We start from the raw sequence: 8,029 nt of genomic DNA, 5'->3' as shown, positions 1-8,029 counted from the left end.
TCAGGGAGGGGAGGAAGGTTTCAGCCGAGCTTGCTGGCGATCAGCGCCTTCAAATCGACCTGCGCGCGCGCGCCGTAATGCGAGATGATTTCGGCGGCGCAAATCGCGCCCATCTTGAGCGACGCTTCGATGCTCTTGCCCTGCGCCTGGCCGCGCAGGAAACCGGCGGCGAACAGGTCACCCGCACCGGTGGTGTCGACCACGCGCTCGATCGGCTCGGCGGGAACGCTGACGGTCTTGCCGCCCGACACCGCGATCGCGCCATGCTCGCTGCGCGTCACCACCAGCATCGGCACTTCCGCCGCCGCCGCCGTCACCGCCGCGTCGAAATCGTCGGTGCCCATCAAGGCGGTGATCTCGGCCTCGTTGGCGAACATGATGTCGATCAGGCCATCGGCCATCAGCTTGCGGAAATCGCCGCCGTGGCGCGAGATGCAGAACACGTCGCTCAGCGTGAAGGCGACCTTGCGCCCCGCTTTGCGCGCAACCTCGATTGCGGCGCGCATCGCCTGGCGCGGCTCTTCCGGGTCCCACAAATAGCCTTCGAGATACAGGATCGCGGCGCTGGCGATCAGATCGCGGTCGAGCGCCGCCTCGGGCAGGAATTGCGAGGCACCGAGGAAGGTGTTCATCGTGCGCTGGCCATCGGGCGTGACGAAGATCAGGCAGCGCGCGGTGGTCGGTGCGCCTTCGCGCGCGGCGGTGGTGAAATCGATGCCGACCGCGCGAATGTCGTGCGCGAAGATGTCGCCCAGCTCATCGTTGGCGACCTGGCCGATGAATCCGCATTTGCCGCCCATCGCCGCAATGCCCGCAACCGTGTTCGCCGCCGAGCCGCCGCTCGCCTCGATCCCCGGACCCATCTTGGCGTAGAGCGCGTCGGCTTCCTCGGGCGAGAACATCAATTGCATCGAGCCCTTGGTCATCGCCGCCTCGGCGAGGAAGGCGTCGTCGGACTGCGACAACACGTCGACGATGGCATTGCCGATCGCGACGACGTCGTAAGTGGGCTCGGTCACAGAGGGTCTCCGGTCAAAAAAGGTTGTCGCGCCGTACCGGGGCCGTGGGCACTACGCAACCGCCCCACGCCGGTCAGAGGTCGAGCGCCCAGCCGTCGCGGCCCTTGGGGTCGATCGGCTTGGTCGGCACATAGCGCACCGCCCCCGCCGTCAAGCGCAGGATCGACCAGTCCCCGCGCCGGTCGACCGCGTCCAGCGTACAGCCGCACTCGCCAAACGCCGCGACCACATCGCCGCGCTGCGTTTCCAGCAGCCCCGCCAGCACGATCGTCGCACGGGGTGCTGCAATTGCGGCGATCTCGGGTGCCATCGACACCAACGGCCCCGCGAGGATGTTGGCGATCAGCAGGTCATAGGGCGCCCGCGCGGTGATGCTGTCGTCGAGCGCGCCATCGGCGACGATCAGGTCGATCGCAGGAATCGCGTTCAGCTCCGCATTTTCGCGCGTCACCACAATCGCGCGCGGGTCGATATCGGTCGCGATAATCTCAGCCTCAGGCCACAAATGCCGCGCGGCGAAGGCGAGCAGCCCGGTGCCGGTGCCGACATCGATGATCGTACCGAATGACTGGTCCGCCATCCCATCGAGCATCGCGAGACAGCCAGAGGTGGTCGCGTGATGCCCCGTCCCGAACGCCTGCCCCGCCTCGATCAGGAAAGCGCGCCCGCCCGGCGGCGGCGCGACCGGATGTGCACTGGTGTGGACGACGAAGCGCCCCTCGGCGATCGGCTCCAGCCCTTGCTGGCTGAGCGTCACCCAATCCTCATCCGCCAGCCGCTCGATCACCGGCGCGGTGGCGGCAGCACTTGGCACCAGCGCACAGATCGCGGCGATCGTCTCGGGCGAAGGCTCCGCCTCAAGATAGGCGTCGAGCCGCCAATGCTCGCGGTCATCTTCCTCGATTTCGGTCGTCATCAGCACGACGCCCTCGGCGACATCCTCGGCGGCATCGATCGCCTCGGCTTCGGCGCGGGTGCAGGGCAGGCTCAATTTCCAACTGGTCATGCCAGCCTCCTGCCCCCACCGCCGCGCCCGCGCAAGCGGCCCGAAAATCCTTCTTCGATCCCATCACCCGATGCTTGGGGCACACCCTCTTCGCGCCTTTGTGGCTTTGTGCGAGATTTTCTAGCTTCCAATACCTTTGCGAGCGCAGAAATTAGCTCGCACGAAGACACAAAGGCACAAAGCTAAGAGAGAAGAAGGCTTTTTGCGCTGCGCGCTATTCGTGGCGCAGCGCGTCGATCGGGTTGAGCGAGGCCGCACGCCGCGCCGGGAAATAGCCGAACACCACACCGATCAACGCCGAAATGCCAAAGGCGATGATGTTGATTTGCGGCACGAACAGGTAATCGACCTTCATAACGCCCGACAGCCCCAGCACCGCCAGCTGCGCAACGATCAGCCCGATCACCCCGCCCAGCATCGACAAAGCAATCGCTTCGACCAGAAACTGCATCAGCACCTCATTCGCCACCGCGCCGATCGCGAGGCGGATGCCGATTTCGCGCGTGCGTTCGGTCACCGACACCAGCATGATGTTCATGATCCCGATCCCGCCCACGATCAGGCTGATCGCCGCCACTGTGGTGACGATGCCGGTGAGCAAGGTGGTCGATTGCGTCAGCGTCGCCGAAATCTGCGCGGTGTCGAAGATGTTGAAATCATCATCCTTGCCGCCATTGATATTGCGCCGTTCGCGCAGCAAATTTTCGATCGACGCCTGTACCGCCGCACTCGAATAGGACTGGTCGACGCCGACCAGCATCAGCTTCAAGTCGGTCGATCCGGTAAAGCGACGTTGCACGGTCTTGAGCGGCATGATCACAACATCGTCCTGATCGCCGCCAAAGCCCGCCTGCCCGCGCTTGGACAACAGCCCGATCACGTCGCACGAAATGCCGCCGATGCGCATCCGCGTGCCGAGCGGGGAGCCGCCGCGATAGAGATTGTCGTTGACGGTATTGCCGATGATGCACACCGATTTGCCCGCCGCTTCCTCGATCGGCGAGAAATAGCGCCCATCGACCAACGGCCATGGTTGCACCTGGAAATATTCGTTGGTGGTGCCGTTGACGGTCGTCGACCAGTTGGCCCCTTCATAAATCGCCGTCGCCGACGCACCCGCTTGCGCCGCGACTGCGGTAACGCCTGCAATCTGGTCCCGGATCGCAACCGCGTCCTGCGGCTTGAAATCGGGCGGGCGCGGCCCGCCGCCGCCACGGCCAAAGCCCTGGCCCGGGCGCACTTGCAAAATGTTGGTGCCAAGCGACGAGATCGATTTCTGCACCGCCGCCGTGGTGGCGTTGCCGAGCGTCACCATCGTCACCACCGCCGCCACGCCGATGATGATGCCGAGCGTCGTCAGAAACGAGCGCAATTTGTGCCGCGAGATCGACCGCAGCGCGAGGATGAGGGTGGTGCCAAACATCAGTCGATCGCCGGAACTTGGCCGGGGGAATGCTGCGTATCGACGCGCTCGACCAGGCCGTCCTTGAAATGCACGATCGTGCGCGCAAACGCGGCCATGTCGGGCTCGTGCGTGACCATGATCACGGTGATGCCGCTGTCGCGATTGAGCCCGGCGAGCAATTGCATGATTTCGACCGAGCGCTCCGAATCGAGATTGCCGGTCGGTTCGTCGGCCAGCAACACCGCCGGGCTGGTGACGATCGCGCGCGCAATGGCGACGCGCTGCTGCTGCCCGCCGGACAACTCAGCCGGGGTATGATCCCACCACTCCGCCAGCCCGACCTTGTCGAGCGCCGCCATCGCCGCCGCGCGCCGCGCCTTCTTGGCATCACCGCGATAGAGCAAGGGCAGTTCGACATTCTCCAGCGCGCTGGTGCGCGCGAGCAGATTGAAGCCCTGAAACACGAAGCCGAGATATTTGCGGCGCAGCAAGGCGCGCTGATCACGATCCAGCGTCTCGACATGCACGCCCTTGAACTGAAACGTCCCGGCGCTTGGCACATCCAAGCAGCCGAGGATGTTCATCGTCGTCGACTTGCCCGATCCGCTCGCCCCCATCACCGCGACGAAATCGCCTTGCGTGATATCGAGGTCGATGCCCTTCAGCGCCAGAAACGCGGTCGCGCCCTCGCCATAGGTCTTGGTGACGCCGCGCAGACTGATGATCGGCAGCGCTGCGCCAGGCGCGATCCGCGCGCCGCGCTCGATCGCGGCGGGCGCGCTACTGGCCACCGCTCTGCCCGCCATTGCCCTTACGCTTGGACGCGGCTGCGGTGGCACCCGCCGCCAATTGCCCGGTGATGACCTTGTCGCCAACCTTCAGGTCGCCGCCGATCACCTCGGTCATCGTGCCGTTGCTCTCGCCCGTGGTGATTTGCACCGGCTGCGGGGTTCCCGTTGCGTCGGCGATGTACACCGTCTGCGATCCGCCGCGCTTGACCGTCTCGCCCTTGGCAGATCCAGCGCCGCCGCGCCGCGGCCCGCGCGGGATCAGCGCCCCGGCAATACCGCTGTTCGCGCTGGCTCCGGTCGTCGCAGGCTTGAAGCGCAAGGCGGCGTTGGGCACCAGCAACACATCGGACTTGGCCGTGGTGACAATATCCGCGGTCGCCGTCATGCCCGGCCGCAATTGCAAGTCGGCATTCCCGACGCTCAGCGTCGCGCTATAGGATACGACCTGCCCGGTGGTGGTGGTCGTGGTGGTGGTCGTGGTCTGCGCGCTCAAATTCGATCCGAGATCGACGCGCGTGATCGTGGCGGGAAAGGTCTTGCCGGGGAATGCATCGACCGTGAAGGTCGCCTTCTGGCCCTGTTTGACCGATCCGACATCGGCTTCGTCGATCGCGACCTGCAATTTCATCGCCGACAGATCCTGCGCGATGACAAACAAGGTCGGCGTGCTGAACGACGCGGCCACGGTCTGGCCGGGCTCGATCTGGCGCGCGAGCACCACGCCGTTGACGGGCGAGCGGATCACGGTCTTGAGCAACTGCGTGGCGTTCGACGACAGCGTCGCGCGCGCCGACACCACATTGGCCTCGGCCGCCTTGACATTGGCGATCGCGCGGTCGCGGTCGGCGATGCCCTGTTCCAGCTCGGTCTTGGCCGGCACGCGCCCGCCCGACAGGCGGCTGACTTCCTGCAGCCGCGCCAATTGCGCGACCGACTGCGCCAGCGTCGCCTGATTCTGTGCGACGGTTGCCTGCGCGGCATTAAGCGCGGCCTGGCTCTGGTTGACGGCATCCTGGAAGCGCGACGGATCGACCAGCGCCAGCGGCTGGTTCTGCGTCACCCGGTCATTGACGTCGACCACCACCTTAGTGACCAGGCCCGACAATTCCGAGCCGACCTGCACCTGATTGGTCGGTGCCAGCTTGCCCGTCGCGGACACGCTGACCGAGAGCGCGCCGCGGGCGACGGTTTCGGTGGCATATTCGGGCTTGGCGCTTCCCGCAAAGCAGCTCTTCAGCGCCAAGAGCAGCAGGATCACGCCAAGCGCGACCGCCCCCCATTTGGCCCAGCGCCGCCATGCAGGGACCGGCTTGGCCCCCAGGAAGGCGTCCAGGTCGGGACGAGCGTTGGAAGGGACGGGATCGGCCATTTATCGCACCTGCGCGGGAGAAGAAGGAGTCGGGAGCGTCGTCGGATCGGCGGCACTGTCCCAACCGCCGCCGAGCGCCAGATACAGCTGAACCAGCGCGTTGGCGCGATCGGACTGCGCTTGCGACAAGCCGTTGCGTGCCGACAACAGGCTGCTCTCGGCGGTGTTGAGCGTGGTGAAATCGGTCAGGCCCGCGCGATACTGGCTGCGCGACAGGATCGCGGTGTTGTTGGCGGCATCGAGCGCGATCGTGAACTCCGCCGCGCGACGCTTGGCACTGTCGAGCGCGATAACTGCATTTTCGACATCTTCCAGCCCGGCCAGCACGGTCGCCTTATATGCGGCCAGCGCGCCATCGGCGGCGGCCTCATTGGCGCGCACTTGCGAACGCAGCCGTCCGCCATTGAAGATCGCCTGAGTCAGCCCGGCAAAGGCCTGCCCTGCAATCGTCTGGAACAGATTGCCGATCTTGGACGCATCGGTCGAAAAGCTGCCGCTGATCGCCAGCGCCGGATAGAGCTGCGCCTTGGCCACGCCGATCTGCGCGGTGGCAGCAGCCAGCGTGCGTTCGGCGGCGCGCACATCGGGGCGCTGGCGCAGCGTATCGACCGGAATGCCCGCCGCGACCGAATCCGGCCCGGCGGGGATCGGCTTGACCGCTTCCAGCTCGGCCTTCAGCGCGCCCGGGGCCTGCCCCGTCAGCACGCCGAGCCGCGAGACGGCGGCGTTATAATTCTGCTCCAGCGTCGGGATCGTCGCCGCCGTGCTCGCACGCTGGGAGCGCGCCTGTTCGGCATCGAGCGACGACACCAGCCCCGCTTGCACGCGGAATCCGGCGATCTCCAGATTGTCGTCCTGCAGCGCCAGCGATCCGCGCGCATTGGCGAGTTGCGCCTGATACAGCCGCGCCAGCATGTAATTGCGCGCGGCTTCCGCCTCGGTCGACAGCAGGACGGTGGCGTAATTGAAGCCCGACGCCTGATATTGCGCCCGGCTGGCGTCGACCGCGCCGCGAATTTCGCCGAACAGCCCCGCCTGATACGATGCGTTCAACCCAACCGACAGCGTATCGCCCGACCCGCGCCCGGTGATGATCGTCGCCCCGCCCGGCAAAGTGGTGGTGCCCCCAACAATGCTTTGCGAGCGCGTATAGCCTGCCGATCCGCTGAGCGTCGGCAACAGTTGCGCGCGCGACTGGATCAGCGCTTCGCGCGCCTGCCGCAACCGCGCGACGGCCTGTGCGATATCGAGATTGTTGACGCGCGCGCGCTCGACGATGCTGACCAGCAAGGGATCGTCGAAATTGGCCCACCATGTCGTGATGTTGGCCAAGGGCCGCGTGTCGGCGGCCACCGAATAGCCATCGGGCACGCCCAGCGCCGCCGGGGTCGCCGGGTGATAAGCGGGCCCGACGGAGCACCCCGCAATCGGCAATGACAGGGCGAGCAGCAGGACGGTCGGGGAGCGCATGATCCCTATTTGACTAATACACCACGCGCGGTCCACCGAAATTTCGTGACAATCTGTCGCGGAAACTACGTCTTGCGTTACTCCATTTCCAAAATGACCGCATCGACGGCAAGACTGTCCCCGGTTTTGGCGTTGATCGATTTGACCGTGCCCGCCTTTTCGGCGCGCAGGATGTTCTCCATCTTCATCGCCTCGACAACGGCAAGCGGCTGCCCCGCCTCGACCTTGTCGCCCGCCGCGACATCGAGCCGCATCAGCAGACCCGGCATCGGACACAGCAGGAATTTGGACAGATCGGGCGGGATCTTCTCGATCAGATGCTGCGCATAGGGCGCGACGTGCGCGGGCAGCACGCGCGCGACGTGGCTCGCGCCACGCGTGGTCAGCTTGAAGCCGGTGCGCGTGCGCGCGATCTTCACGGTCAGCGGGGCGTCCTCCAGCTCGGCCTCGACCACGCGGTCACCCGGCGTATATTCCAGCGCAATGTCGAGATCGGCATCGTCGACCGTGATCCCCGTCGTCGAAATCGCGACCAGATGCTCCTGCTCGCCAATCTTGACCGACCAGTCCGATGGCGGCCGCAACCGCTTGCCGAGTTGCCCGTCGATGCGGCGCGCACGGTCGGCCTCGGCGGTCGCAGCGAAGGCCGCGATCGCGGCGAGCGCTTCGGACAGTTCGGGCGAGGCGGGCGCGCCATGGAAGCCGCCCGGATATTCCTCGGCGATGAAGCCGGTGGTGATAGTCCCGCTGCGGAAGCGCGGATGCTGCATCAGCGCCGACAGGAAATCGAGGTTGTTGCCCGGCCCTTCGATCTCGAACGCATCGAGCGCGGCGATCTGTTCGTCGATCGCTTCCTCGCGCGTCGGTGCCCAGGTGATCAATTTGGCGATCATCGGGTCATAGAACATGCTGACCTCGCCCCCTTCGCGCACGCCATCATCGACGCGGACATACGCTTCTCCCCTCCTC

The 8,029-nt window shown here is 65.8% G+C and carries 7 protein-coding genes; all 7 read right to left on the bottom strand.

The window, feature by feature from the left end:
* Positions 1–20: 20 nt before the first annotated feature.
* Positions 21–1,019 (bottom strand): adenosine kinase, encoded by a 999-nt coding sequence (locus tag ON00_RS15460; protein WP_010407331.1) that lies wholly within the window; start codon positions 1,017–1,019, stop codon positions 21–23.
* 73 nt (positions 1,020–1,092) lie between these two features.
* Positions 1,093–2,025: a 50S ribosomal protein L11 methyltransferase gene (locus ON00_RS15455; protein WP_010407328.1), complete on the bottom strand. Its 933-nt coding sequence runs from the start codon at positions 2,023–2,025 to the stop codon at positions 1,093–1,095.
* 214 nt (positions 2,026–2,239) lie between these two features.
* Complete coding sequence (locus ON00_RS15450; RefSeq protein ID WP_010407327.1) at positions 2,240–3,448, bottom strand: ABC transporter permease; 1,209 nt, start codon at positions 3,446–3,448, stop codon at positions 2,240–2,242.
* Positions 3,448–4,236, bottom strand: coding sequence for an ABC transporter ATP-binding protein (locus tag ON00_RS15445; RefSeq protein ID WP_010407325.1), 789 nt, complete (start codon positions 4,234–4,236; stop codon positions 3,448–3,450). The genes ON00_RS15450 and ON00_RS15445 overlap by 1 nt, the downstream gene beginning before the upstream one ends.
* The gene (locus ON00_RS15440) at positions 4,211–5,590 is read right to left on the bottom strand and encodes an efflux RND transporter periplasmic adaptor subunit (protein WP_010407322.1); all 1,380 of its coding nucleotides are present in this window, start codon (positions 5,588–5,590) and stop codon (positions 4,211–4,213) included. Before ON00_RS15440 ends, ON00_RS15445 begins: the two co-directional genes overlap by 26 nt.
* The gene (locus tag ON00_RS15435; protein ID WP_010407319.1) at positions 5,591–7,060 is read right to left on the bottom strand and encodes an efflux transporter outer membrane subunit; all 1,470 of its coding nucleotides are present in this window, start codon (positions 7,058–7,060) and stop codon (positions 5,591–5,593) included. It abuts the gene before it with no gap.
* A 77-nt stretch (positions 7,061–7,137) separates the two neighbouring features.
* Positions 7,138–8,029: biotin/lipoyl-containing protein (locus ON00_RS15430; RefSeq protein WP_010407317.1), on the bottom strand; the 892-nt coding region annotated here is incomplete at its 5' end.

Origin of the sequence: Sphingomonas echinoides ATCC 14820 (assembly GCF_000241465.1) — a bacterium.
Lineage (GTDB): Bacteria > Pseudomonadota > Alphaproteobacteria > Sphingomonadales > Sphingomonadaceae > Sphingomonas > Sphingomonas echinoides.
Note: the sequence above shows the minus strand (reverse complement) of the source record. Positions and strands in the feature narration are given on the sequence as shown.